Source organism: Haematobacter missouriensis, from assembly GCF_000740775.1.
Classification (GTDB): domain Bacteria; phylum Pseudomonadota; class Alphaproteobacteria; order Rhodobacterales; family Rhodobacteraceae; genus Haematobacter; species Haematobacter missouriensis.
This window is the reverse complement of sequence record NZ_JFGS01000004.1, coordinates 1-24,585: the sequence shown is the minus strand read 5'-3', so window position 1 is coordinate 24,585 and position 24,585 is coordinate 1. Positions and strand designations below refer to the sequence as shown.

21 protein-coding genes are annotated in these 24,585 nt (G+C 64.0%); 13 read left to right on the top strand and 8 right to left on the bottom strand.

Annotation, left to right across the window (positions count from 1 at the left end; genetic code table 11):
• Positions 1-54 precede the first annotated feature (54 nt).
• Together CG51_RS05785 and CG51_RS05780 are read left to right on the top strand one after the other, a co-directional pair.
• Positions 55-1,146, top strand: coding sequence for a PA0069 family radical SAM protein (locus CG51_RS05785; RefSeq protein ID WP_035743053.1), 1,092 nt, complete (start codon positions 55-57; stop codon positions 1,144-1,146).
• Between the two features lie 204 nt (positions 1,147-1,350).
• Complete coding sequence (locus CG51_RS05780; protein WP_035743045.1) at positions 1,351-2,970, top strand: OpgD/OpgG family glucan biosynthesis protein; 1,620 nt, start codon at positions 1,351-1,353, stop codon at positions 2,968-2,970.
• A gap of 40 nt (positions 2,971-3,010) precedes the next feature.
• Here CG51_RS05780 and CG51_RS05775 read toward each other — a convergent pair whose 3' ends face one another.
• Entirely contained in the window at positions 3,011-3,328 is a 318-nt protein-coding gene (locus CG51_RS05775) for a DUF1476 domain-containing protein (protein ID WP_035743043.1), read from the bottom strand.
• 160 nt (positions 3,329-3,488) lie between these two features.
• Here CG51_RS05775 and purC point away from each other — a divergent pair, with 160 nt between their 5' ends.
• The gene (purC, locus tag CG51_RS05770; protein ID WP_035743042.1) at positions 3,489-4,253 is read left to right on the top strand and encodes a phosphoribosylaminoimidazolesuccinocarboxamide synthase; all 765 of its coding nucleotides are present in this window, start codon (positions 3,489-3,491) and stop codon (positions 4,251-4,253) included.
• 97 nt (positions 4,254-4,350) lie between these two features.
• The gene (purS, locus tag CG51_RS05765) at positions 4,351-4,590 is read left to right on the top strand and encodes a phosphoribosylformylglycinamidine synthase subunit PurS (RefSeq protein WP_035743040.1); all 240 of its coding nucleotides are present in this window, start codon (positions 4,351-4,353) and stop codon (positions 4,588-4,590) included.
• Here the strand turns inward: purS and CG51_RS05760 are convergent, their stop codons facing one another.
• Positions 4,591-4,980: a hypothetical protein gene (locus CG51_RS05760; RefSeq protein ID WP_035743039.1), complete on the bottom strand. Its 390-nt coding sequence runs from the start codon at positions 4,978-4,980 to the stop codon at positions 4,591-4,593.
• 150 nt (positions 4,981-5,130) lie between these two features.
• Between CG51_RS05760 and purQ the strand changes: the two genes are divergently transcribed.
• From purQ to CG51_RS05740, 4 genes are all read left to right on the top strand, one after another.
• Complete coding sequence (gene purQ, locus CG51_RS05755) at positions 5,131-5,802, top strand: phosphoribosylformylglycinamidine synthase subunit PurQ (RefSeq protein ID WP_035743037.1); 672 nt, start codon at positions 5,131-5,133, stop codon at positions 5,800-5,802.
• A gap of 76 nt (positions 5,803-5,878) precedes the next feature.
• Complete coding sequence (locus tag CG51_RS05750) at positions 5,879-7,639, top strand: sensor histidine kinase (protein WP_084695064.1); 1,761 nt, start codon at positions 5,879-5,881, stop codon at positions 7,637-7,639.
• 7 nt (positions 7,640-7,646) lie between these two features.
• Complete coding sequence (locus tag CG51_RS05745) at positions 7,647-8,984, top strand: sigma-54-dependent transcriptional regulator (protein WP_035743035.1); 1,338 nt, start codon at positions 7,647-7,649, stop codon at positions 8,982-8,984.
• 587 nt (positions 8,985-9,571) lie between these two features.
• On the top strand, positions 9,572-12,223 hold the full coding sequence (locus CG51_RS05740) for an Rne/Rng family ribonuclease (protein WP_035743033.1): 2,652 nt from the start codon (positions 9,572-9,574) through the stop codon (positions 12,221-12,223).
• A gap of 56 nt (positions 12,224-12,279) precedes the next feature.
• Here CG51_RS05740 and CG51_RS05735 read toward each other — a convergent pair whose 3' ends face one another.
• Positions 12,280-12,507, bottom strand: coding sequence for a sulfurtransferase TusA family protein (locus CG51_RS05735; protein WP_035743031.1), 228 nt, complete (start codon positions 12,505-12,507; stop codon positions 12,280-12,282).
• Between the two features lie 147 nt (positions 12,508-12,654).
• Here CG51_RS05735 and CG51_RS05730 point away from each other — a divergent pair, with 147 nt between their 5' ends.
• Positions 12,655-13,404, top strand: coding sequence for a cytochrome c biogenesis CcdA family protein (locus CG51_RS05730; RefSeq protein WP_035743029.1), 750 nt, complete (start codon positions 12,655-12,657; stop codon positions 13,402-13,404).
• Here CG51_RS05730 and CG51_RS05725 read toward each other — a convergent pair.
• From CG51_RS05725 to CG51_RS05710, 4 genes are all read right to left on the bottom strand, one after another.
• The gene (locus CG51_RS05725) at positions 13,401-13,619 is read right to left on the bottom strand and encodes a ribbon-helix-helix domain-containing protein (RefSeq protein WP_035743268.1); all 219 of its coding nucleotides are present in this window, start codon (positions 13,617-13,619) and stop codon (positions 13,401-13,403) included. The genes CG51_RS05730 and CG51_RS05725 overlap by 4 nt on opposite strands.
• Entirely contained in the window at positions 13,616-14,230 is a 615-nt protein-coding gene (locus tag CG51_RS20690; protein ID WP_084695063.1) for a GNAT family N-acetyltransferase, read from the bottom strand. Before CG51_RS20690 ends, CG51_RS05725 begins: the two co-directional genes overlap by 4 nt.
• Entirely contained in the window at positions 14,230-15,624 is a 1,395-nt protein-coding gene (gene fumC / locus CG51_RS05715) for a class II fumarate hydratase (protein ID WP_035743027.1), read from the bottom strand. The genes CG51_RS20690 and fumC overlap by 1 nt, the downstream gene beginning before the upstream one ends.
• Positions 15,625-16,509: 885 nt before the next feature.
• Positions 16,510-17,094 (bottom strand): DUF1285 domain-containing protein, encoded by a 585-nt coding sequence (locus tag CG51_RS05710; RefSeq protein WP_035743024.1) that lies wholly within the window; start codon positions 17,092-17,094, stop codon positions 16,510-16,512.
• A 97-nt stretch (positions 17,095-17,191) separates the two neighbouring features.
• Between CG51_RS05710 and CG51_RS05705 the strand changes: the two genes are divergently transcribed.
• Genes CG51_RS05705 through CG51_RS05690 form a run of 4 tightly spaced genes read left to right on the top strand, consistent with a single transcriptional unit; the run spans position 17,192 to position 23,979 of the window.
• A complete protein-coding gene (locus CG51_RS05705; RefSeq protein ID WP_035743022.1) occupies positions 17,192-18,199 on the top strand; it encodes an AAA family ATPase in 1,008 nt (335 codons plus the stop codon).
• A complete protein-coding gene (locus CG51_RS05700; protein ID WP_035743021.1) occupies positions 18,196-19,071 on the top strand; it encodes a DUF58 domain-containing protein in 876 nt (291 codons plus the stop codon). Before CG51_RS05705 ends, CG51_RS05700 begins: the two co-directional genes overlap by 4 nt.
• Positions 19,071-21,869, top strand: a complete 2,799-nt coding sequence (locus CG51_RS05695; RefSeq protein WP_035743020.1) for a DUF4159 domain-containing protein — start codon at positions 19,071-19,073, stop codon at positions 21,867-21,869. Before CG51_RS05700 ends, CG51_RS05695 begins: the two co-directional genes overlap by 1 nt.
• Positions 21,870-21,909: 40 nt before the next feature.
• Positions 21,910-23,979: a membrane protein gene (locus CG51_RS05690; protein ID WP_035743018.1), complete on the top strand. Its 2,070-nt coding sequence runs from the start codon at positions 21,910-21,912 to the stop codon at positions 23,977-23,979.
• Between the two features lie 289 nt (positions 23,980-24,268).
• Here the strand turns inward: CG51_RS05690 and CG51_RS05685 are convergent, their stop codons facing one another.
• Positions 24,269-24,463: a hypothetical protein gene (locus tag CG51_RS05685; protein WP_035743016.1), complete on the bottom strand. Its 195-nt coding sequence runs from the start codon at positions 24,461-24,463 to the stop codon at positions 24,269-24,271.
• Between the last annotated feature and the right edge of the window lie 122 nt (positions 24,464-24,585).

Sequence of the window (24,585 nt, the reverse complement as noted above, 5' to 3'; positions counted from 1 at the left end):
AAAGACCGCCTGAATCCGGTTGCAATGTTCGCTAAATGTTCTGATAATGCACGCATGGCGAAGCTCGACGATTCTCCACTCCCTCCTCATCTGCGGCTCCGTGCACGCGGGGCCGGCAGCAATGCCAGTGGCAGGTTCGAGGCGGAACGGAAGGAGGTGTTCCATGATGGATGGGACATCCCGGAGGAGGAGCGCCTGCTCCGCACCGAATTGCGGATCGAACGTCCGCGAAGCGCTATCACCCGCAACAAGTCCCCCGACGTCGGCTTCGATCGCTCCATCAACCCCTATCGAGGGTGTGAGCATGGCTGCATCTACTGCTTTGCCCGCCCCACCCATGCCTATCTGAACCTCTCACCCGGATTGGACTTCGAGACGAAGCTCATCGTGCGCCCGGGTATACATGAGGTGCTGGCGCGGGAGCTGTCTTCGCCGCGATATGCCTGCGCTGTCATCGCCATCGGCACCAACACCGACCCCTATCAGCCGGTGGAGGCCAAGGAGCAGGTGATGCGGCGGGTGCTCGAAGTGCTCCGCGAGTTCAACCACCCGGTGGCTATCGTCACCAAAGGGGCGTTGATCGAACGGGATATCGACATTCTTGCTCCGATGGCCGCTTCCGGCCTCGCTGCGGTCGGGGTATCCGTGACTACACTGGACCCCGACATCGCGCGCAGGATGGAGCCGCGCGCGCCCGCGCCGGCCCGGCGGCTGGCTGCGATCCGCAGGCTGGCGGAGGCCGGCATCCCGGTGCGCGTCATGGCCTCTCCGATGATCCCCGCGCTCACCGACCATGAAATGGAAGCGATACTGGAGGCCGGACGTGACGCCGGTGCGACCATGGCCAGCATGATCCCGCTTCGCCTGCCACGGGAAGTGTCCGACCTGTTCCGCGAATGGGCAGAGCAGAGTTTTCCCGACCGTGCCGCCCGGATCATGGGGCGGGTGCGGGAACTGCACGGCGGGCGCGACTACGATCCGGCCTTCGGCAAGCGGATGCGGGGGGAGGGACCATGGGCCGACCTGATGTCTGCCCGGTTCCGCGTCGCCGTGACGCGTCTCGGCCTTGCGCGAGAGGGACGGGCCCTGCGCACCGACCTGTTCCGCGTCCCGCCGCGCCCGGGCGACCAGCTTTCGCTGTTCTGAATATTAAGGGGCGGAGGCCTCGGAATCTGCGAAAACCCGCGTTTTCCGCATCACAGATACGCGGGAACCCGCACGGACCCGCCGCTTCGGCATTGATGGCGGCACCCGGGAGATGGTATTCGATCCGCTGCGCGCGAGGTTCCTCCGCGCCGACGGCTCTCTGACGCCGCCGTCGCATGTTGCCAGCCAGCAGGAACACCGACGATGTCCATCCGCCTTACCCGACGCAGCCTCCTTGGCGCCGCTGCGGCCACTGCGCTGATGCCGCCCCTGCTCGGTATGTCATGGCGCGGTGCACGCGCGCAGGAAAACAGCCTTCACCTCGGGACGGCGCAACCGTTCACCTTCGAAACGCTGATTCAGCGGGCTGAAGCGGCGGCAAAGTCCGCCTATCGCGCGCCGTATCGGCCCGCGCCGGAAGTTACACAGGAAATCGACTACGAGGCCTGGGGCAAGATCAAGTTCAACACGGACCTCTCGCCCTATGCGCACGAAGGTTCGGGTGGAGCGTATCCGGTCGTCTTCTTCCATCTCGGCCAGTACTTCCAGAAGTCGGTGCGGATGCACCTCGTTCAGGACAGTACGGCGCGTGAGGTGATGTATTCACCCTCCTACTTCGCCATGCCGGACGATAGCCCGGCGCGCCGCCTGCCGGAAGACTCGGGTTTCGCGGGTTTCCGGCTTCAGGAGTGGTGGGGGGCGGAAGACTGGCGGACGCAGGATTGGGTGGCCTTCTTGGGCGCCTCCTATTTCCGCGCGATAGGTGCGCTCGGGCAATACGGGTTGTCCGCGCGCGGCGTGGCCATCAACCCAGCAGTCCCGGATGCGCCGGAAGAATTTCCCGATTTCACCGATTTCTATATCGCGGAATCGCCCGATCCCGAGCAACCCGTCACGGTCTGCGCCCTGCTCGACGGGCCGAGTGTGACCGGCGCCTACCGCTTTACCATGACCCGCGGGCAGGATCGCTCCAAGGGCGTGCTGATGGACATCGAGTGCACGCTTTTCCTGCGGGAGGACGTGAAGCGTCTGGGCCTCATGCCGCTCACCTCCATGTTCTGGTACGCGGAATACGGGCGCGCACGGATGGAGGATTGGCGACCGGAGGTGCATGATTCCGACGGTCTTGCCCTCTGGACGGGTGCGGGCGAGCGTATCTGGCGGCCGCTTCGCAACCCTACGGAGACGCGCATATCCGCCTTCGGCGATGAGAGTCCGAAGGGTTTCGGGCTACTGCAGCGGGACAGGAACTTCGATCATTACCGCGATGGTGTGTTCTACGACCGCCGTCCGAGCCTTTGGGTGGAACCCTTGAAGCCGCTTGGCAGGGGAAGCGTACAGCTTCTCGAGATCCCCACGGACGACGAGATCCATGACAATATCGGAGCCTTCTGGGTGCCGGAGGAAGCGGCGGTAAAGGGGAGCCGCTACGATCTTTCATACCGCCTTCACTGGGTGGATCAGGAGCCTTTCCCGGCGACAAACGTGGCGCAGGTAATCTCCACCCGCTATGGACGCGGCGGCCAGCCCGGCAAGCCGCGTCCGCAGGGTGTGTACAAGATCGCCATCGAATTCGATAATCCGCCCGTGCTTACCCAGATCCCATATGGTGTGTTCCCGACCATCGAGGTCACCACCAGCCGGGGAGAGATCACCCGCACACTGGTGGAGCCGGTGCCCGGGGGGAATGTCTGGCGCGCGATATTCGACCTGACCGTGGCCGGGACCGACATCGTGGAGATGCGCGGTTACATGGCGCTCGACGGCAAGCCCCTGACGGAGACCTGGCTCGCCCAGTTTGCCCCCAACAATCCGGCGGGCTGAGAAAAGGAGGGGCCGCCCGCAAAAGCGGAAGAGCCCCTACCTATTGCAGATCATCAAAAATCTCCCGCCGGGCCTGGGCACCGCATTCGTCTAGCTTGTTGCGTATATCCGCCTCCGCCGCGCTGCCTGAGAGTTGTTCAACCAGATACGCGACCACGTCGGCCTGGCCGCCGCTCAGAAGATCCGTACGAACAATTTCGGCGGCGAAGGCAGTGGCCTCCGGGCCCGTCTTGGCAAGGACATCCGCAGCCCACAGGCCCAGCAGCTTGTTGCGTCGCGCCTCCGCGCGGAAGTTGAGTTCGGCGTCATGCGCAAACTTGGCTTCAAACGCGCGCTCACGGTCGGCAAACATGGTCATGACTGCAACCTCCTCGCATCTTGGCTATAGCGTCCACAATACACATATGTCTGTCACGGCCACGGTCGCAAGTCCGCGACCGGCTTGCGGGAAGGGCCTTATTATCCTATGACGCAGCCAAGGGCGACGGGTGCGACCGCCGCCGGCCGACGGAGAATTCATGGCACGGCGCAACAAGATTTACGAAGGCAAGGCAAAGATCCTCTACGAAGGGCCTGAGCCGGGTACCCTGATCCAGTACTTCAAGGACGACGCGAAGGCGCCGAACGCGCAGAAATCCACTGTGGTGGAAGGAAAGGGCGTGCTGAACAACCGCCTTTCCGAGTTCTTCATGAACGGCCTCAATGCGATTGGCGTTCCCACGCATTTCATTCGCCGGATCAATATGCGTGAGCAACTGATCCGTGCGGTGGAGATGATCCCGCTGGAGGTTGTCGTGCGGAACTTCGCTGCGGGGGAGATCTCCCAGCGGTTGGGCATACCCGAGGGAACCGCACTTCCGCGTCCCATCGTGGAGTTCTACTTCAAGGACGATGCCCTCGGCGACCCGCTGGTCTCCGAAGAGCATATCATCGCCTTCGGCTGGGCCGCGCAGCAGGATCTGGATGATATGGTGGCGCTCGCGCTCAGGGTGAACGACTTCATGTCTGGCGTGATGATGGGCGTCGGCATCCGGCTGGCCGATTTCAAGATCGAGATCGGACGCATCTGGGATGGCGACTATCAGCGGCTTGTGGTGGCCGATGAGATCAGCCCCGACAGCTGCCGACTTTGGGACATGAAATCTCCCGTCGAGCGGCTGGACAAGGATCCGTTCCGGCGCGAGGCTTCCAACCTCTCAGAAGCTTATACGGAGATCGCGCGGCGTCTCGGCGTCCTTCCGTCCAACGTGACCCATGCGACGAAGCCGACCCTGATTAACTGAGGTGATTTCGGCGTAAGCGGGCTTCCTTTTCCGCGTTGAACCGCCTAGGAGAGCGGCGAATGCCGGGGGGCCGGCGACTGTCCAGGAGAGCGATCCCATGAAAGCCCGCGTCCACGTGATGTTGAAAGACGGTGTGCTCGATCCGCAGGGCGAAGCCGTGCGCCACGCGCTCGCAACGCTCGGGTTCGGCGGCGTGGAAGGCGTCCGTCAGGGTAAGGTGATCGAACTCGACCTGGCGGAAACGGACCGCGACGCCGCTGAAAAAGCGGTCCGTGAAATGTGCGAAAAGCTTCTCGCGAATACGGTTATCGAGAAATATACCGTCGAGCTGGGTTGATCACCCGCGGCAGGCCATTGTCACGTTGATCGGATTTGGCACGAGTTCCTGCGATGCCCCTGTGGCAGCGTCGATACCAAGCCCGATGATGCCACCTGCAAGGATGTTGCCCGCGAGGGCGGCCCCGCCGCTTCCCGATGTCTTGTGCGTGACGTTGACTTCAGTCGGTTCACATTTTTCCCTGGTGAGCGAGACAGCGAATTCCGATCGGCGCGGCATCTTGATCGCGCAGGGCGTGCTTGCACAGCCATAGCCGTTGGATGTCTTGACTGTGGCGCCGGGCGGCAACGTGATGATCTCGAGCACATCGCTTTTCCCACGCGTGACGGTAGCGCATCCGCTTATGAGCAATGCAATCGGCAAAAATACGGCAAGGGAAACCACGTTCATGAAAAACTCCTGTCTGGTGATCAGAGAAAATCACTAAGAAGTGAACATTAAGTGAACAAGGCGCGCTCTTTCTCGACCCCCGTTGCTTGAGGAGGCGTTTGGCGCTACAGCATCGGCCATCCCGCATCGACATCCTTCGAGGAGCCCGCCATGAAGGCCGCCGTCATCGTTTTTCCCGGATCGAACTGTGATCGCGATCTTGCCGAAGCGTTTCGAAAGGTGGACGGGATCGAACCCGCGATGGTCTGGCACAAGGAGACCGCACTTCCGCCCGGGATTGACGTGGTGGGAGTGCCCGGCGGCTTTTCCTTCGGCGATTACCTGCGCTGCGGGGCCATTGCCGCACGCTCGCCCATCGTTTCGGCTGTCCGGGACTTCGCGGAGCGGGGCGGCTACGTTCTGGGGATCTGCAACGGCTTCCAGGTGCTCACGGAAACGGGCCTGCTGCCGGGTGCGCTGATGCGCAATGCGGGGCTGAAATTCCTGTGCAAACCCGTTGATCTGACCGTCGCCACGACCGACAGCGCCTTCACCTCCGGCTGGGAAAAGGGCGCTCGGGTGTCCATTCCGATCGCTCATCACGACGGAAACTATATCGCCGATGCGACGCTTCTGGACCGGCTGGAGGCAGAGGACCGCATCGCCTTCCGCTACGCCGACAACCCCAACGGCTCGACCGGTGACATTGCGGGTGTTCTTTCGGCGAACCGGCGCGTCCTTGGCATGATGCCGCATCCCGAGCGCGCCGTCGAAGCGATCCAGGGCGGAACCGACGGGCAGGCGCTGTTCCGGTCTCTCGCCGGCCTGATGGCGGCAGCCTGACATCCATTGGCGGCGGAGCGCCTATCTGCCGCAGGCGTGAGTTGAGCCTGCCCGCGCCTGTGGCTAGAGTGCCGCAATGACGGCAATAGATGAAATAAGCCTTGCAGAACGTGCGGGTCGCATGCCTTGGGTGTTGCGGACCGTCATCGCGCTGTTTATCGCCGGCGCGGTCGCCGTCGTCTGGCTCACCAATCACCTGCTGACCGATCGTCTGACAGATACCACCCGCAACCGGGCGGAGCTACGGCTCGTTCTCTATGCGGGCAACGTGGCCAGCGAGTTGCAGCGCAATTCCGTGGTGCCACTCCTGCTGGCACGCGATCCGGCGTTGATCGGCGCGCTGCAGTCGGGTGACTTCTCGGTGACGACGCAGCGGCTGATGTCTTTCCAGACGGAAATCGGCTCTGCCGCGCTGACGCTGATGGACAATGACGGGCGTGTGGTGGCGGCGACGAACCGGAACCTGCTCGGCACCAATCATTTCGACGATCCCGCCTTTGCTGAGGCGCAGAAAGCCAAGGAAACCGTGTTCACCGTCGCCCAAACGGAGACGCAGGGCTATCAGTTCAATTTCTCGCGTGCCGTTCTGTCCGACAGCCGTCCCATCGGGGTCGTCTCCGTGAGTGTCGACCTGAGCAAGTATGAGCGGTCCTGGGGCGGCTTCTCCGACGCTGTTTCGGTGATCGACAGCGAGGGCAAGATCATCCTCTCCACCGAGCCACGCTGGCGGGGACTGACGATGGAGGAGGCGCTGGCCGTCCGCTCCGCGCCCTCCGCCATACAGCGCGCGCTGCAGGCGACGACCGACTGGGCGCAGGCGCCCCCGGATGCCTATCTCCTGGGCGAGGCAGTGATGCGCAATGAGACGCGCATTCCGTTCCGGGGCTGGAAGCTCGTCTCCTACACCCGTTACGACAGTGTGCGGGAGGGGGTGAACACCATCCTCGCGCTGGAGATCATGGGTTTTGCCATTCTGCTGGCCCTGATCTTCTATATGTTTTCACGCAGGGCATGGTCACAATCGGCCAGTCTGAAGAAGGAATCGGCAGAGCTGCGTATTCTGAACGCCCGCCTCCAAAGGGAGATCGCGGAGCGGGAGAAGGTGCAAAAGGATCTCGCGGTGGCGGAACAGACGCTGGCGCAATCCTCGAAACTGGCGGCCCTTGGGGAAATGTCCGCCGCTGTCAGCCATGAGCTGAACCAGCCTCTCGCCGCCATGAAAACCTATCTCGCGGGCGCGAAGCTCCTGCTGCAACGCAAGCGGCCGGATGAGGCTCTGTCTTCCTTCCAGCGGATCGACGACCTCATCGAACGGATGGGCGCGATCACCCGGCAGCTCAAGAGCTTTGCGAGAAAAGGCGGAGAAGCCTTTGAACCCATTGACTTTCGTTCGTCCGTTTCCACGGCGCTTTCCATGATGGAGCCGCAGCTCAAGACCCGTGCCGTCAAGATCACGCGCGGCCTGCCGCGGCAGCCTGTCATTGTGATGGCTGACCGGATCAGACTGGAACAGGTCATCATCAACCTGCTTCGGAACGCGCTGGACGCGACAAAGGACTCCAGCCAGCCGCAGATAGATATCCTCCTTTCCGCCGGTGAGACGGCGACCTTGACCGTGCGTGACAACGGCCATGGGATCGAGAACTTGGACAATCTTTTTGAACCTTTCTATACGACGAAGAAACCGGGAGACGGGACAGGGCTCGGCCTCGCCATCTCCTCGGGTATCGTAACGGATCTCGGCGGTCGTCTGACGGCGCATAATGCGTCCGGCGGCGGCGCCGTATTCGAGGTGCAGATCCCGCTCCTCGATCAGCAAGCTGCAGCAGCGGAATAGGAGACCCATGGCCCGCACGATGAAGATCGCCATCGTCGATGACGAACAGGACATGCGTCAGTCGATCAGCCAATGGCTGGCACTTTCGGGCTTCGATACGGAAACTTACGCCTCCGCAGAGGAGGCCCTCAAGGTCATAGGGCCGGATTGGCCCGGCGTGGTGGTGTCCGACATCCGCATGCCCGGCATGGATGGCATGGCGTTTCTGAAGCGTCTGATGAGCATGGATTCCGGCCTTCCCGTCATCATGATCACTGGTCATGGCGACGTGCCGATGGCGGTGGAGGCGATGCATGTCGGCGCCTACGACTTCCTTGAGAAGCCGTTCAACCCCGACCGCATGACCGAACTGGCAAAGAAGGCCACGCAGACACGCCGCCTCGCGCTCGACAACCGTACCCTGCGGCGGGAGCTGTCCGACGGCACGACGATGATGAAGAAGCTCATCGGCGGTTCCCCGGTGATGGACCGGCTGCGGGAGGATATTCTCGATCTTGGGCAGGCGGATGGCCACGTCCTGATCGACGGAGAGACCGGCACCGGAAAGACACTGGTGGCCCACGCGCTCCATGCGGTCGGGCCTCGCGCGGGAAAGAAGTTTGTCTCGCTGTCCTGCGCCGCACTGGGCGAGGACCAGCTTTCCCAACGCCTGTTCGGACCGATGGAGGAGGGTGCCTCCAGCCTTCCTGCGGTGGAGGAGGCTCGTGGCGGCACACTGGTTCTGGAGGATGTGGAAGCGCTCAGCCCGGCAGCACAAGCCCGCCTGCTGGAGTTCATCAACGATCAGGGCACACCCGCCGCGACCCGTATCATCGCCATTGTCAATCAGCATGAGGCCGGCAGGACGGTGGAAGATGTTCTGCGCTCCGATCTCTACTACCGGCTTGCAGCGCTGAAGATCACTCTGCCGCCGCTCCGCCAGCGGGGGGAGGATATACTGACGCTCTTCACGCGCTATGGCGAGCAGTTTTCCGAGGAATACGGTTGCGATGCGCCGCAGGTCACGGCGCAGGAGGCGGCGCAGCTTCTGCAGGCGCCCTGGCCCGGAAACGTCCGGCAGCTTATCAATATCGCAGAGCGTGCGGTGTTGCAGAACCGGCGCGGCTCCGGCTCCATCGCCTCACTGCTGATGGCAGACAGCGACGATAACTCCTCTCCCGCGATGACGACCGAGGGCAAGCCGCTGAAGGAATATGTCGAAGCGTTCGAGCGGATGCTAATCGACAACACCATGCGGCGACACAAGGGTTCCATTGCGGCCGTGATGGACGAATTGTGCCTCCCGCGCCGTACGCTGAATGAGAAGATGGCGAAATACGCCCTGTCGCGCACCGATTACCTCTGACGCGATGATTCGGCCTGCCATGCGCTCACCCCGCGCCAGCATTCGTCTGGGGGAGTGATCGACGGCGGGTCGGGTGCCGCCCGGCATCGGATAAGCCTTCCCAATCCACGTCTGGATCCGTGCCCGGCGACCCCTTTCGGGATGCTGGCATCGGGGCCGCGCGATGACTATGTAGCGCATAACCTTCGGGCGGATGAATTTTGGCGTTGGCAATCGCCGGGATACCCCGTTAGTGTTGTAGTCATCTGGAGTGCGCGGTTTCCGCTCTCCGGGCAAGGATTTCGCCGCGAGCGATGCGAAGGCAGGGCGTCCCGAGTATCCGTTCGTCGGAGGATTTGGCCGAAAGGCCTGAGCAGTGCCTCACGCATTCAGCACGGGGCACACATTGGGGGCGCGGCAAACCGCGTCCAGGATTTGAAATGCGATGGACCGAGTCATGAGGAAAGGACAGCCGAGCGTGCAGACCCCGTCTGCCGCGGCCCTTGCCCTGACACGCCTCGCCCCAGCCAGTCACCACCCGGAACCTGTCCGCCCGCCCGTTCGCATGCCGATCGGGCTTTCGGGTTGCCTCGGTGCAACGAGAGATCATGACAAAGAAGATGCTAATCGATGCCACGCACGCGGAAGAAACCCGCGTCGTGGTCGTGGATGGGAACAAGGTCGAAGAGTTTGACTTTGAGACCGTAAACAAGCGCCAGCTCGCGGGGAACATCTATCTCGCCAAGGTGACGCGCGTGGAGCCTTCGCTTCAGGCGGCCTTCGTGGATTACGGCGGCAACCGGCACGGCTTTCTGGCCTTCGCCGAAATCCACCCGGATTACTACCAGATCCCGGTGGCCGACCGTCAGGCGCTGATTGCCGAGGAGCGTGCTCTGGCCGAGCAGCAGGAAGCCGATGAGGCCCGCCGCGGGCGTCGTCGTTCCAAGGCGGCCCGCGCGGAAGGGGACGGGGACGCCGTTGCCCAGTCGGAGTCGGATGCCGAACCGACAGGTATGGATGTCGTCGATCTCGGTGAGCCGATGGAGGCCGACCTTTACGTCGCGCCCGACCGTTCCGAGGATGAGGGCGCCTATGCCGCCGTGGATACCGCCTCCGAGACGGATGCCGACATCGAATCCATCGCCGAAGAGGATGTCTCCGAGGAACTTCCGCCGCCCCCGAAGCAGCGGGCCCGCCGCTATAAAATTCAGGAAGTGATCAAGGTCCGGCAGATCATGCTGGTCCAGGTCGTGAAGGAAGAGCGGGGCAACAAGGGTGCGGCGCTCACCACCTATCTTTCCCTGCCGGGCCGCTACTGCGTTCTCATGCCGAACACGGCGCGGGGCGGCGGTATCAGCCGCAAGATCACCAATGCCGCCGACCGCAAGAAGCTGAAAGAGATCGCCTCCGAACTGGAAGTGCCGGAAGGCGCGGGTCTCATCATTCGTACTGCGGGCGCACAGCGCACCAAGTCCGAGATCAAGCGCGATTATGAATATCTGATGCGGCTCTGGGAGCAGATCCGCGATCTGACGCTCAAGTCCATCGCCCCCGCGCCGATCTATGAGGAGGGCAACCTCATCAAGCGCGCGATCCGCGATCTTTATGAATCCGGTATCGAGGAAGTGCTGGTCGAGGGGGATGCAGGCTATCGCACCGCGCTCGACTTCATGAAGATGATCATGCCGCCTGATGCGGGAAAGGTCATCCACTACCATGACACCATGCCGCTCTTCGCACGGTACCAGGTGGAAAGCTATCTGTCGGGAATGTTCAACCCGGTGGTGCAGCTCAAGTCGGGCGGTTACATCGTCATCGGCGTCACGGAAGCGCTCGTCGCCATCGACGTGAACTCCGGCCGGGCGACCAAGGAAGGCTCGATCGAGGATACCGCGCTCAAGACCAACCTTGAGGCGGCGGATGAGATCTCCCGCCAACTTCGTCTGCGCGACCTTGCCGGGCTGATCGTCATCGACTTCATCGACATGGAGGAGCGTCGCAACAACGCCTCCGTCGAGAAGCGGCTGAAGGAAAAGCTGAAGACCGACCGTGCCCGTATCCAGGTCGGCCGCATCTCCGGCTTCGGTCTGATGGAAATGTCGCGCCAGCGGCTTCGCCCCGGCATGATCGAGGCGACGACGGCCCCCTGCCAGCACTGCCACGGCACCGGACTCGTCCGCTCGGACGACAGTCTCGCGCTCGCCATCCTGCGGCAGATCGAGGAAGAGGGGACGCGCAAACGCTGCCGTGAGGTGGTGCTGAAGGCGCCTGTGGGCGTGGTCAACTTCCTCGTCAACCAGAAGCGGGAGCATATCGCGCAGATCGAAGCGCGCTACGGCATGTCCGTGCGCATCGAGGCTGATCCGTTCATGATCAGCCCCGATTTCTCCATCGAGAAGCTGAAGACCGCGACCCGCGCGCTCCCAGAATCACCGAGTGCGGTGATCTCCCTCGATACGACGGAAGCGATGCCCGAGTACGAGCAAGAGGTGGCCGAGGTGGAGGAAGCTCCCGCGGTCATCGCCGCCGCTCCGGTCGCTCCGGTTGCGGAGGAACCCCGCGAAGAGGGCGAAGGGCCGGCGCGCAAGAAGAAGCGCCGTCGCCGGCGGCGGCGGAATGGCCAGAACGGTGAGGGCAACACCACGGCTCATGACACTGATGCCGATGCCGATGAGGGCGAGGACGAGGTCTCGGAAACCGAGGCTGAAGTCGTGGCCGCAGAACCGGCTGCGGAAGAAGCTCCTGGCGTGGTTGAGCCTGAACCTGTTGTCGTTCCGGTCGAAGCCGAAGCGCCGGTGGTTGAGGTTGCGGCTGTTACTGCCGAAGCCATGACGGAGAAGGTGACTGCCGAGGTTGCGCCCGCCGAGGAGCCGAAGGCCGAAGCCGAACCGCCGAAGAAGAAGCCGCGTACTCGCCGGAAGAAGGTGGAACCGGTTGCCGAGACGCCTGCCGAATCCGTGGAAGCTCCGGCGGAGGCTGAGCCGCCGAAGAAGAAACCGCGGGCCCGCCGCAAGAAGGTGGAAACACCCGCTGAGGCAGTGACTACCGAAATCGCCCCAGAAGCGACACCGGTGTCCGAGGCGACGCTTCCCGCGGATCTGGAGCCGGCGGAGCCTGCTCCCGCAGCTCCGGTGTCGGAAGCCACCGCTCCCGCTCCCGCAGAAGAGGAGAAGGTGACGGCGGAACCGGCGCTTGCGGAAGCAGAAGGTGGTGAAAAGCCCGCGTCTAAACGGCGGGGCTGGTGGACGGTCAACACCTGATCGCCGCTGGAATTATCGAGAAAGGGCGCCCCTGCGGCGCCCTTTTTCAGTTCTGGTCACTCGCGGGCCCGTATGAGGAACGTTATCTCCTCCCCGCTTTCATGACTTTCTAGCAACCTGTGTCCGGTCTCGGTGCAGAAGTGTGGGATGTCTATTCGAGACATCGGATCTGTCGCGCGCAGGCGAAGCACCTTGCCAGGGGTCAGATGTGCCAGCCGCTTCTGCGCACGCAGCACTGGCAGGGGGCAACGCAGGTCTCGCGCATCGAGGTCTTCATCCCACATATTCAATCCTTTCTCGGCAGTGTCCTGCCTATCTTCGACTGGCTGGACACCGCAAGCACGGACCGGTCACCGCAAGAATGGGGCAGGCCACGGCAAGGTGACGTTGGACGCAGGTGACGGTGGCGTCGGAAGCGGATAGGAAAAGGCATGTTCGGAATCGATCTCTTCGACGCAGCCCTTTTGCCCGCGATGCTCGTCGCGCTGGTGGCGGGTGTGCTGTCCTTCCTCTCGCCCTGCGTTCTCCCCATCGTGCCGCCCTATCTTGCCTATATGGGCGGGGTCAGGATGCACGAAATGACCGAGGGCGGCCGCAGTCGCGCCGCGATCCTGCCCGCGCTGTTCTTCGTCATGGGCTTGTCCACGGTGTTCCTTCTGCTGGGCTTCACGGCCTCGGCGCTCGGCACGTTCTTCCTGCGCAATCAGGAGATGTTCACCCGGATCTCCGGGGCGATCGTCATCCTTTTTGGGCTACATTTTCTGGGCGTGTTTCGCATCCCGATCCTGGATCGCGAAGCGCGGTTGGACGCCGGCGACAGGGGGGGATCGGCTCTCGGCGCCTATGTGCTGGGGCTGGCCTTCGCCTTTGGCTGGACGCCCTGTATCGGCCCGCAACTGGGGGCGATCCTGTCACTTGCCGCCTCGGAGAGCTCGGTCACCCGGGGGACGGTGCTGCTTGGGGTCTATGCGGCGGGGCTGGGCATTCCGTTCCTGCTCGCAGCCGTATTCATCCAGCGCTCCATCGGTCTCATGAACCGGCTCAAGAAACATATGAAGGTGATCGAGCGGGCGATGGGCCTGTTGTTGATTCTCGTCGGGCTGGCGCTGGTATCCGGGGCCTTCTCCGCCTTTTCCTGGTGGCTTCTGGAGACATTTCCCGCGCTCGGTCGAATCGGCTAACGGGTGAGTGCCCGCTCCAGCACCCAGACCCGGATGGCGGAGGCGAGGCCGACATCGGGCGCGCGGGCCGCGTCTATTTCCGCCGCCACCGCATTGATCGCGCGGCCATCTTCATCCGCGTAACGGCGAAACGCGCGCCAGAAGGCATCCTCCAGCGAGACGCTCGTTCTGTGGCCGTTGAGAGTAAGCGAGTGCTTGACGGGGCGTCCATTCACCGCCGCCACTCCATTGTCACCGTACGTTCTCCGTCGAAGTTCCGTTCACCCGTCGCGACAAAGCCGAGCACGGCATAGAAGTCCACCGCCGAAAGAGAAGCATCGAGCCGCAGCACCGGCACCTCCTTCGCTTCAGCGGCGGAGAGCAGGGTTCGCATCAACGCGCCACCGCTCCCACGGCCCTGATGGGCAGGATCGACAAAGACGCTCCGAATCCGATCCCCCTCCAGCGCGGCGAGTCCAACCGGATGGCCCGCGGACAGGGCCACATGGCAACACGGTCCGGCGATCAATGCCGCAATTCGCTGGCCGGTGAAGGCTGTGACGAGCCTTTCGATGACGGCGGGCGGGTAATCCCCGGCATTTGTCTCCCGCAACGCCCGGTGGATCACTCGCAGCAGAGCATCCGCATCCCCGGCTTCTGCTCGGCGGATTTCCGGTTGCAGACGGTGACCATCGAGAAAGGCGCGCTCCTTTCCGGCGCGCGCCTCCTCCACCTGTCGTTCGGCCTTGGTCCGGCCGAATTTCGCGGCGTTGGCGTCTCCCTCCGCGCGGCGGGCGGCCCGCTCGCGCGCCTTCCGTGCCCCGCGGAGATTGACGACCTTCGCCATCAGTCTTCCGGGCCGACCATCTTTTCGGGCCGCACCACCTCGTCGAAGGTCTTCTCATCCACGAAGCCGAGGGCGATGGCCTCTTCCTTGAGCGTGGTGCCGTTCTTGTGCGCCGTCTTGGCCACTTTCGTCGCGTTGTCATAGCCGATGGTGGGCGCAAGCGCTGTGACCAGCATGAGCGACTCCTTCATCAGCTTGTCGATCCGCGGCTTGTTGGCTTCGATTCCCACGACCATGTTGTCGGTGAAGGATCCCGCCGCGTCGCCCAGAAGCTGCATGGATTGCAGGACGTTGTAGCTCATCATCGGGTTGTAGACGTTGAGTTCGAAATGTCCTTGCGAGCCGGCGAAACCGACCGCCGCATCATTGCCCATGACATGCGCGCAGACCATGGTCAGCGCCTCTGCCTGCGTCGGGTTCACCTTGCCCGGCATGATGGAGGAACCGGGTTCGTTTTCCGGCAGGATCAGTTCGCCCAACCCCGACCGCGGGCCGGAGCCGAGCAGGCGGATGTCGTTGGCGATCTTGAAGAGCGAGGCTGCCACCGTCTTCAGCGCGCCGGAGAACATGACCATCGCGTCATGTGCGGCCAGCGCCTCGAACTTGTTGGGGGCGGTGACGAAGGGAAGGGCGGTGATCTCCGCGATCTTGCCGGCGATGGCGGTGTCCCAACCCTTCTTCGTGTTGAGCCCGGTGCCGACGGCGGTACCCCCCTGCGCCAGTTCATAGATGTCTGGCAGGCAGGCTTCGACCCGCTGGATCCCCTTGGCCACCTGATGCGCATAGCCGGAAAATTCCTGGCCCAGCGTCAGTGGCGTCGCATCCTGCGTGTGGGTCCGGCCGATCTTGATGATGTCCTTGAACTCCTCCGCCTTGGCTTCCAGCGCGGCGTGGAGTTTCCTCAGGCCCGGAAGCAGCACATCACGCGCCTGCGTGCCGATGGCGACATGCATGGCTGTCGGGAATGTGTCGTTGGAAGACTGGCCCATGTTCACATGGTCGTTCGGGTGAACGGGCTTCTTCGACCCCATCTTGCCGCCCAGGATCTCGATGGCCCGGTTGGAAATGACCTCGTTCGCGTTCATGTTCGACTGGGTGCCGGAGCCAGTCTGCCACACGACCAGCGGGAAGTTGTCGTCGAACTTGCCGGCCACGACTTCCTTCGCCGCTTCCACCATCGCATTGCCGATCTCGGGCGACAGGTTGCCGGTGGCCATGTTGACCTCCGCCGCCGCCTGCTTGATGACGCCGAGCGCGCGGATGATCGGCACGGGCTGTTTTTCCCAGCCGATGGGAAAGTTCTGGATCGAACGCTGCGTTTGCGCTCCCCAATACTTGTCGGCAGGAACCTCCAGCGGGCCGAAGCTGTCGGTTTCGGTGCGGGTCGCGGTCATCTCGGACTCCTTCATGGACACTGGGCCGGTTTAGCGACTCCCGCCGAAAAGGCAATCCGGCGTTACCGCTAGCGCCGGGACAATGCGGAAGCTCATGTTAACATTCGACCATTGAAAGAACGCCAATCGGATAGGAATGTCGATCTGGAGCGCTATCGCGGATCTTGGGTGGCGACGCGTGCGGCTGCCCCGATATGCGTTCCCCCTTGGCTACAAATTCACCTCCGGTCATGACCTCAAGAGAGAAGAGATGCCGGACGGCGGCCGGGCCGGGAAGCCCTAAAGATGAGGGTTGAGAAAGACGGACCAAGCTTCCCGGAGAACTTCGTCTGGTCTGGTGGTTTACTTTATCCTTGAACGGAACGGGCTGCGCCCGCGACACCAGAATACCTGGCCTGCGTTTCCGGTGGAGGAACTCTATCATTGACCTGGCAGGCTGCTGAAAAGTCCCGAAATGCCATGACTATGTGCCGGAAATCGGAAAGTCGGTACGGAAACGCCCGGCGGTATATAGACTTCGGCTGGATTTCCTCACATTTGCCAGCGATTTCCGCCCCAAAATTGGCTAGAAAAGCCTTTTTTACCAGCCTGTCAGGCTACGGAAAGCCGATGAGTGCCGGATGCTCTAGCCGGAATTCGATGAAGCGGAGCAGTTGTCCCCTATTCTCTGGGCGCGTTCATCTATCTCCCAAGGCGTTCATCGCGTGTGCCGGACTTCCCAGAACGCAGAGGCCATAGCCGGTTTCCTCGCCCGCAGCCCACCGGCAGCACAGCTGTGGTCGCATAGTATTTATCCTCGAGCGGGAAGAAGGAGGGGTAAGCCCGGCTGCTCCTTTGCCCGCGGCGGGGTCTTTGCTTCTCGCGGGCCGGGCCAGAGGCGAGGGCTCAGCCACTGGAAAGCTCGCGCGCGGGAATGATCGGAAAGAACCTGTGGCCTGACCACAGGCCCAGCCAATCCTCACCCTCCCACTCTTCCACGGTGGCGATTTCCACCAGGCGATAGAAGCTTTTACGATCGATGAGAGCCTCCAGCCCGCGGCGGATATGGACATAGGGGGACGGCTCGCCGCTGGCCGGATCGCGCACGACGCGGATCGGATGCTCCTCTCCCGCGGCGGCGATGTCCCCGACCTGCGTGGTGAAGGTGAGGTTCTGGTCCTTGCCTGCCCCATCGCGCTCGAAATCCACAGCAACGAAGGGGGCGTCATCGACGGTGATGCCCACCTTCTCCCCCGGCGTGACGAGGAAATATTTGCCATCCTCCAGTTTGAGGATGGAGGAAAAGAGCCGCACCAGTTCAGGTCTTCCGATAGGGGTGCCGCGGTAGAACCACGTCCCGTCCCGTGCGATCCGCATGTCCAGATCGCCGCAGAACGGGGGGTTCCACAGATGGACGGGTGGCAGGCCCTTCTTGCCGCCCTGCGCCGCCGAAACGCTCTTTGCGAGGCCATCCGCCGAAAGTTCTGCCATCTGTTCCTCCGGTAACGGTTTTGCCATTTGTGCCAGTGACGTTATCTGGCTCTAATGTTGGTATAACCTACAATCACCCGGCAAAAGGGGGAGCGCCATGACCGAGGAAACCGATCTTGTGGCGGGCATAGAAGCGCTGGCTGGAAGGCTGGCGGAGGCACGGTCCTCCATCGACCGGCGGTTCATCGGGCAGGAAAGGGTGGTGGAGCTGACGCTCGCCGCGCTGCTTTGCGGCGGACATGCGCTGCTTGTGGGGCTTCCGGGGTTGGGGAAGACGCGGCTCGTGGATACGCTCTCCACGGTGATGGGGCTGAAGGGCAGCCGCATCCAGTTCACCCCCGATCTCATGCCGGCCGATATTCTCGGCTCCGAAGTGCTCGAAACGGGCGGTGATGGCTCGCGCGCGTTCCGCTTCATCGAGGGTCCGATCTTCTGCCAGTTGCTGATGGCGGACGAGATCAACCGCGCATCCCCCCGCACGCAGTCCGCGCTGCTGCAGGCCATGCAGGAACAGGAAGTGACGATCGCCGGACAGCACCGGCGGCTCGGCCCGCCGTTCCACGTGCTCGCCACCCAGAACCCCATCGAGCAGGAGGGCACTTATCCGCTGCCGGAGGCGCAGCTTGACCGGTTCCTCGTGCAGGTCGATGTCGAATACCCCGACCGCAAGACGGAGAAGGACATCCTGATCGCCACCACCGGGGTGGAGGATGGCGCGGTGCATCAGGTCTTTGGGGCGGAGGAACTGATGGCCGCGCAGCGCCTCGTCCGCCGGATGCCGGTCGGGGATTCCGTTGTGGAACTGATCCTCGATCTCGTCCGGTCCTGCCGCCCTGGCGAGCCCGAGGCGCTGGCCGTGGTGCGGGAAAATGTAAGCTGGGGGCCAGGTCCCCGTGCGGCGCAGGCGCTGATGCTGACCGTCCGGGCGCGAGCGCTGCTGGAGGGGCGGCTGGCGCCTTCGGTGGAGGACGTCCAGGCACTGGCACGGCCGGTGCTCATCCATAGGATGGCGCTGAACTTCGGGGCGCGGGCGCGGGGGGTGCAGCTTTCCGATGTCATCGCTACTGCCGTCGGGCGCGTTGCGGGCATCGAGGCCGCGGCGTGAGCGAGGCCGCCCATCTACGCGAAAGCGCCGAAAATCTGGCCGGCGGGCTGCCGCCGCTGCTTGCCGCGGCAGAGCAGCTGGCGGCGACGGTTCTGCTTGGTCCGCATGGGCGGCGGCGTTCCGGCATGGGCGAGGAATTCTGGCAGTACCGCGCGTTCCAGAGCGGCGATGAGGCGCGGTCGATCGACTGGCGGCGCTCCGCGCGTTCGGACACCCATTTCGTACGAGAACGGGAGTGGCAGGCGGCGCAGAGCGTCATGGTCTGGATCGACCCGGGCCGTTCCATGGCATTCAGCGGGACGCCGAACCGGCCCGATAAACGCGCCCGGGCAGAGCTTCTGGCGCTCGCCCTGTCCGTCCTGATGATCCGGGGCAATGAACGTGTGGGCCTGCTGGGCACCGATGCGCCGCCCCGCGCCGGCCAGGCGCAACTTCTGCGTCTGGCCGATGCGCTGACCCGGACGCAGGACGGCGGCGACCATGCCGACCCCGACGGACGCGCCTTGGCCGCACATTCCCGCGCGGTGTTCCTGTCGGACTTTCTAGGCGACCTGGAAGGTGTGGAGCGCGCCATTGGCGAAGCGACCGGCCGCGGCGTGCGAGGCGCGCTTTTGCAGGTGCTGGACCCGGTAGAGGAGGATTTCCCCTTCGACGGGCGCACGATCTTTGAGAGCGTTACTGGCGCGGTGAGCTTTGAAACCCGCAAGGCGGGGGATCTGCGCCGCCGCTATCTGGACCGTCTGGCGGAGCGGAAAGATAAGCTCTCCGCGCTCGCTACGGCAGCGGGCTGGCAGTTCTCCACCCATCACACCGGGAACACCGCGCTGAGCGCGCTTCTGTGGCTTTATGGCGCGACGGAAAGGGGGCATTGATGTGGATGATCGGCCCCGTAGGGTTCACCGCGCCATTGCTTCTCGCGGCGCTGGTCGTGCTTCCTGTTCTGTGGCTCCTGCTCCGCGCCGTGCCGCCCGCGCCCATCCGCCGCCGGTTTCCGGGGGTGGCGCTCCTTCTTGGCCTGAAGGACGAGGAGACGGTTGCCGACAAGACACCGTGGTGGCTGCTGCTGCTCCGCGCAGCGGCGGTGGCGCTGCTCATCCTGGGCTTTGCGGGGCCTGTGCTGAACCCAACGCCGCAGCGACCTGAAAGCGGGCCGTTGCTGATCCTCGCCGATGGCACCTGGGCGGATGCGGGGGACTGGCAGCGTCGGGTGGAGCGCATGGACGGCCTGCTGTCGGAGGCGGCTCGGGCTGGTCGCCCGGTTGCCGTCGTAGCGCTCGCGGATCTGCCGAAGGCGGGGGCCGCGCCCGACTTCCTTGCGGCTGAGGCATGGCGCGCACGCCTGCCTGCAGTTCAACCCCGTCCATGGGAGCCGGATGCAGAGGCCGTGCGCGCCTTCATCGACCGGCTTCCCCGGGAGGGAATGGAGAGCTACTGGCTCTCCGACGGTATGGCGCGTGAAAGCCGCGAGCCGCTGCTTTCCGCCCTGCAATCCCGCGGAACGGTCACTGTCTATGAGACGCCGCACCTGATCTATGGCCTGAAACCACCTGTCTATAGTAACGGAATGATCGCGCTTCAGGCGATTCGTCCCCCCGGGGGTCCGGCGACAACCGTGGATATCGCGGCCTTCGGACGCGATCCCGCGGGGATCGAACGGGAACTGGTTCGAGGAAGCGCCGGTTTCGCCGCCTCCGCGACGGAGGCCGGAACGGAGCTGTCGCTGCCGCCCGAACTGCGAAACCGCATCACCCGGTTCGAGATGCCCGGTCAGCGGTCCGCCGCAGCGGTGAGCCTTACCGACGATGCCCTGAAGCGCCGCAAGGTCGCCATTGTCGCGGCGCGGAGCGACCGGGAGGGGCTGGCCCTCCTCTCACCCAGCCATTTCCTCCGGGAAGCGCTGCAACCCACCGCCGATCTGATGGAGGGACCGTTGGAGGACATGCTGCTCGCCTCTCCCGACGTCATAGTCATGCCCGATATCGCCCGCGTGTCGGAGGAGGAGAGCGCCCGTCTCGTCGCCTGGATGGAGGAGGGGGGCCTGCTGCTCCGCTTCGCCGGACCCGCACTGGCAGCAAGCGACGTGAGCCGGACTGCGGAGGACCCGCTGCTGCCTGTGCGTCTGCGGGAGGGAGGCCGCTCCATAGGCGGTGCGATGAGCTGGGGCGAGCCCAAGACCCTTCGCGCCTTCGCGCCCGGTTCCCCGTTCTACGGCCTGCCAATCCCCTCCGATGTGAGCATTACAGCGCAGGTGATGGCCCAGCCGGACCCGCAGCTTTCAGAGCGGACGATCGCCTCGCTCTCGGACGGCACACCGCTGGTAACACGAAAGGCGGTGGGTCAGGGGCAGGTCGTTCTGTTCCACGTCACCGCGAATGCGGAATGGTCGAGCCTTCCGCTCTCAGGTCTTTTTGTCCAGATGCTTGAACGGCTGTCGGTCAGCGCGGGAATGGGCATGGGGGGCGCTGCTGACGATCTGGCGGGAACGACATGGGTGCCAGAGGAAGTGATCGACGCCTTCGGACGGGTCAATCGCGCGGGCGCCCTGCCCGGAATCGCGGGCGAGGTGCTGGCGAGTTCCCCACCGGGGCCCGCTACGCCTCCGGGGCTTTACGCAGGCGACGACAGGCGCATCGCCCGGAATGTGATCGGGCCGGAGGCGGTATTGACCCTGGCCACCTGGCCGCCCGGCGTGCGTGTCGAAGGGCTCGTGGCCGAGACGGAGCGCGACCTGAAGGGGGGCGTGCTGACAATCGGGCTGCTGCTTCTGCTCCTCGATCTGCTGTTGTCGCTCTGGCTTGCCGGGCGCCTTGGCGGGGGGGTGCGACGGCGGTTCGGCACAGCGGCTGTGCTGATCGTCGCGGCCTTCCTGACAGCGCCGGATGCGCGAGCGCAGGAACAGTCGGCCTCGGGCGACGATTTTGCCATGGCGGCGACGGCGGAAGTGGTTCTGGCCTATGTCCAGACGGGGGATGCCGCCGTGGATCGCGTTTCGCGGGCGGGGCTTCAGGGCCTGTCGCAGCGTCTGTCCGAGCGCACGTCGGTAGAGCCCGGACAGCCGATCGGAGTTGATCTTGAGCGGGACGAACTTGCGTTCTTCCCTTTCCTCTACTGGCCGATCACCGCTGATGAACGCCTCCCCTCGGATCACGCATATGCCAACCTGAACCGCTATCTGCGCTCCGGCGGGCTGATCCTGTTCGACACGCGCGACGCCGATATGGCAAGCGCAGGGGGCGGGCAGACGCCGGAGGGGCGGAGGCTCGCGCTCATCGCGGCGCCGCTCGACATTCCACCGCTGGAGAAGCTGCCGGCAGACCACGTTCTGACCCGGACGTTCTACCTGCTTCAGGACTTCCCCGGTCGTTTCAACAGCCACGACATCTGGGGGGAAGCAGCGCCCCCGGATGCCGAACAGGTGGAGGGGATGCCGTTCCGAAACCTGAACGACGGGGTGACACCAGTAGTCATCGGCGGCAACGACTGGGCCTCCGCCTGGGCGGTGAGCGACAACGGCATGCCGCTCATGGCGATCGGACGCGGCACCTCGGGCGAGCGGCAACGGGAGATCGCTGCGCGTTTCGGCATCAACCTCATCATGCATGTGCTGACCGGCAACTACAAATCCGATCAGGTCCACGTGCCCGCGTTGCTTGACAGGCTGGGTCAATGACCTGCCGTAAAGGGCCCGCGGCGAGCGGCGAAGCAATCTCATGACAGACAGCATACTCCTTTCACCGCTGCTACCTTGGCCGCTGATCTGGGCCTTAGGTGTGGCGCTTGTTCTGTTGGTGGGGCTGTCCTTCTGGCGCGGCTCTCCTGGCTGGTGGCTCAGGGCGTTGGCGGGGGTTGCGCTGATGCTCGCGCTTGCCAATCCTTCGTTGCAGCGGGAGACGCGCGACCCGCTGAGCGACATCGTTCTGCTTGTGGTGGACGACAGTTCCAGCAACCGTATTGCAGATCGGCCCGCCCAAGTGGAGGAGGCCGTCCGCGCCCTGAGCGACCGGCTCGGAGGTCTGCGGAATGTGGAGCTTCGCACCGTTCACGTCCCCGACGGAGAAGGCAACACCGGGTCCCGCGTGATGACCGCGCTTTCCGATGCGCTCGCCAACGAGCCGCGGGACAGGGTGGCAGGAGCGATCCTTGTTACGGATGGTCAGGTGCATGACATGGAGCTCGCGCCCGATCTGCCCGCGCCCTTGCACGTGCTGCTGACGGGCCAGAGCCACGACTGGGACCGAAGGCTCATCATCAAGAATGCGCCACCTTTCGCCATTTTGGGCGAAGAGGTGCGCCTGACACTCCGCATTGAGGATCAGGGAGAGGTTCCGCCGGAACTCCGCGATCAGGCACAGCTTACGCTGGCCATCGACGGTGGCGAGCCGACGGTGGTGACGGTTCCCGTGGGCGAGGATCTGGAATTGCCCGTGCGACTGCCCCATGGCGGTATGAACGTTTTGCAATTCGACGTTGCTGCCGCACCGGGTGAGCTGACCGACAGGAACAACTCCGCTGTCGTTCAGATCAACGGGGTCCGCGACCGGCTCCGCGTACTGCTCGTCTCCGGCGAGCCTCATGCGGGGGAGCGGACGTGGCGCAACCTGCTGAAATCCGATGCGTCGGTCGATCTGGTGCACTTCACCATCCTGCGCCCGCCAGAGAAGCAGGACGGCGTTCCGGTTTCTGAACTATCGCTCATCGCCTTTCCCACGCGGGAGCTTTTCATCGACAAGATCGAGGAGTTCGACCTCATCATCTTTGATCGCTACCGGCTGCGCGGCATCCTGCCCGCCGCCTATCTGGAGAATGTGCGAAATTACGTGGAGCAGGGTGGCGCGGTGCTGGTCGCGGGCGGACCGGAGAGCGCCTCTGCCGACAGCCTTTACCGCTCGCCTCTGGCAGCGGCGCTGCCTGCCACGCCATCGGGGCGGGTGATCCAGCAGCCGTTCCGTCCGGAGATCACCGATGTCGGCCACCGGCATCCGGTGACGGAGGGATTGGAGAAGTTCTCGCCTCCCGGAGAGGATGGGGAGCCGGGATGGGGCCGCTGGTTCCGCCTGATGGAGCTTCTGCCTCGTAGCGGAGAGGTGGTGATGTCGGGCGCGGAGGATAAGCCGCTTCTCATTCTCGACCGGGTCGGGAAGGGACGGGTCGCGCTGCTGGCTTCTGATCAGGCGTGGCTCTGGGGACGTGGTTACGAAGGCGGCGGGCCGCAGCTCGAACTGCTCCGCCGCCTCGCCCACTGGACGATGAAGGAACCGGAGCTGGAAGAGGAGGCACTGATCGCCACCGCTGATGGTCAGTCCATCACCATCACCCGGCGGTCCCTCAAGGATGATCCGCGTCAGGTGACGATCACCGCCGCGGATGGCGCAACCACCGTCGTGCCGCTGGAGGAGACGGAGCCGGGGAGGTTCACCGCCACCTATATTGCACCGTCAATAGGGCTATACCGGCTTACCGACGGGGAGTTGGAGACGGTCGTCGCGCTCGGCCCCTCCGCCCCCAAGGAGTTTGAGCAAACCATTGCCACGGGCGACAGACTAGCGCCGCTGGTCGCTGCGACCCGTGGCGGCATATTCCCGGTCGAGGATGGTATCCCCACGATCCGCGAGGTTTCGGAAGGGCGTCTGGCCGCAGGTCGTGGCTGGCTCGCCATCACGCCGCGTCAGGCCTATGTGACCACCGATGTGCAGGTTGCGGCCCTGCTGCCGCCTTGGGCTTTCCTGCTCGCCGCCGGGCTGCTTGCGGTCGGGGCATGGCTTCGCGAAGGGCGCCGTTAGCGCCGCCCGCTTCGGGCCGCGAGCAAAGCCAGCGGTGTGGCGAGCAACAGGGCCGCCGCTGGCAAAGGCAACTCTGCGGGAGTCTCCGAGACGACATAGGTACCCGCGGAAGGCAGTTCGCGCAGGCAAGGCGGCACCGGAGCGGACGCCGGAATACTGTTAGCCGCCCTCGAACAACAGGGCGGACGCCGGGAGCGGAACTTCCGCACTGGCAGGATATTGGTCGCGAGATATCCGTGAATCACGCCACCCGCATTGAGGAACAGTCCGAACATCGGCAGGCTGTAAATCAGTATGTACGGGGAGAGAGGGAGGAGGGGCCGGGCAGCAAGATTTCCGCACCCCCCTGGATCGATAGCGACAGCCTCCATCCAACCTGCCCCAGGCGCGGCCTGTCGAGCTTGCGCTGAACGGTACCGTCGCCAAGCGCCGGCTGATATGTCGCCTCCGTCGCGGTCAGTTCCATAAGCCGGTGCGCGACCATGAAAGTCGCCCGTTGCCATGCTGCTTTCACAGAACCGCGCCTGTGGTCAGCGGTTCTCGCATATGGCTTCCGCAGGATGATCGACGTGATCGCGTGCAGATTCCGAGGTTATCCGGCCAGGC